This is a genomic window from Pseudomonas sp. HMWF006, assembly GCF_003061205.1.
GTDB lineage: Bacteria > Pseudomonadota > Gammaproteobacteria > Pseudomonadales > Pseudomonadaceae > Aquipseudomonas > Aquipseudomonas monsensis.
Genome location: NZ_QAIU01000662.1, coordinates 7,287 through 7,971 on the forward strand (window position 1 = coordinate 7,287; position 685 = coordinate 7,971).

Consider the following 685-nt stretch of genomic DNA (forward strand, 5'->3'; position numbering starts at 1 on the left):
GGCCAGCGATGATCCGACCCTGCCGTCGCAAGTGCAGACCGACATCCGCTTCGTCGAAGTCAGTCGCACCAAACTGAAAGAAGCCGGCACGCAGATTTTCGGCAAGGGCTCGAACAACTTCCTGTTTGGCGCGCCGGGCACAGTGCCCAACACCTCGGTCACGCCGGGCGTGGTGCCGTTGCGCAATCTCGATCCGCGCATCGCGGTGCCGAGCATCCCGCTGGCCAACGATATGTTCAACATTGTCTGGGGCGGCGGCAGCAGTAAATTCCTTGGCATCGTCAACGCGCTGGAGGGCAGCGGCTTCGCTTATACCCTGGCGCGGCCGAGCCTGGTGGCGCTGAGCGGGCAGAGTGCAAGTTTCCTTGCAGGGGGCGAAATCCCGATCCCGGTCCCCAGCGCCAACAGCAACAGCTACTCCATCGAGTACAAGGAATTCGGCATTCGCCTGACACTGACTCCGACCGTGATCGGTCGCGACCGGATTGCCCTCAAGGTCGCTCCGGAGGTCAGTGAGCTGGACTACAACAACGGCGTGACCATCGGCGGCACCAAGGTGCCGGCGTTCACTATTCGCCGCACCGATACCAGCATCTCGCTGGCCGATGGCGAGAGTTTTGTCATCAGCGGGCTGATCAGCACCAACAACGCTTCGGAAGTGAACAAGTTTCCCGGGCTGGGCGAT

1 protein-coding gene is annotated in these 685 nt (G+C 61.9%); it reads left to right on the forward strand.

Annotated elements, in window-relative coordinates; translation table 11 throughout:
- The coding region (locus tag DBR24_RS30710) for a type II and III secretion system protein family protein (protein ID WP_371921391.1) at positions 1–685 on the forward strand (685 nt) is incomplete at both ends.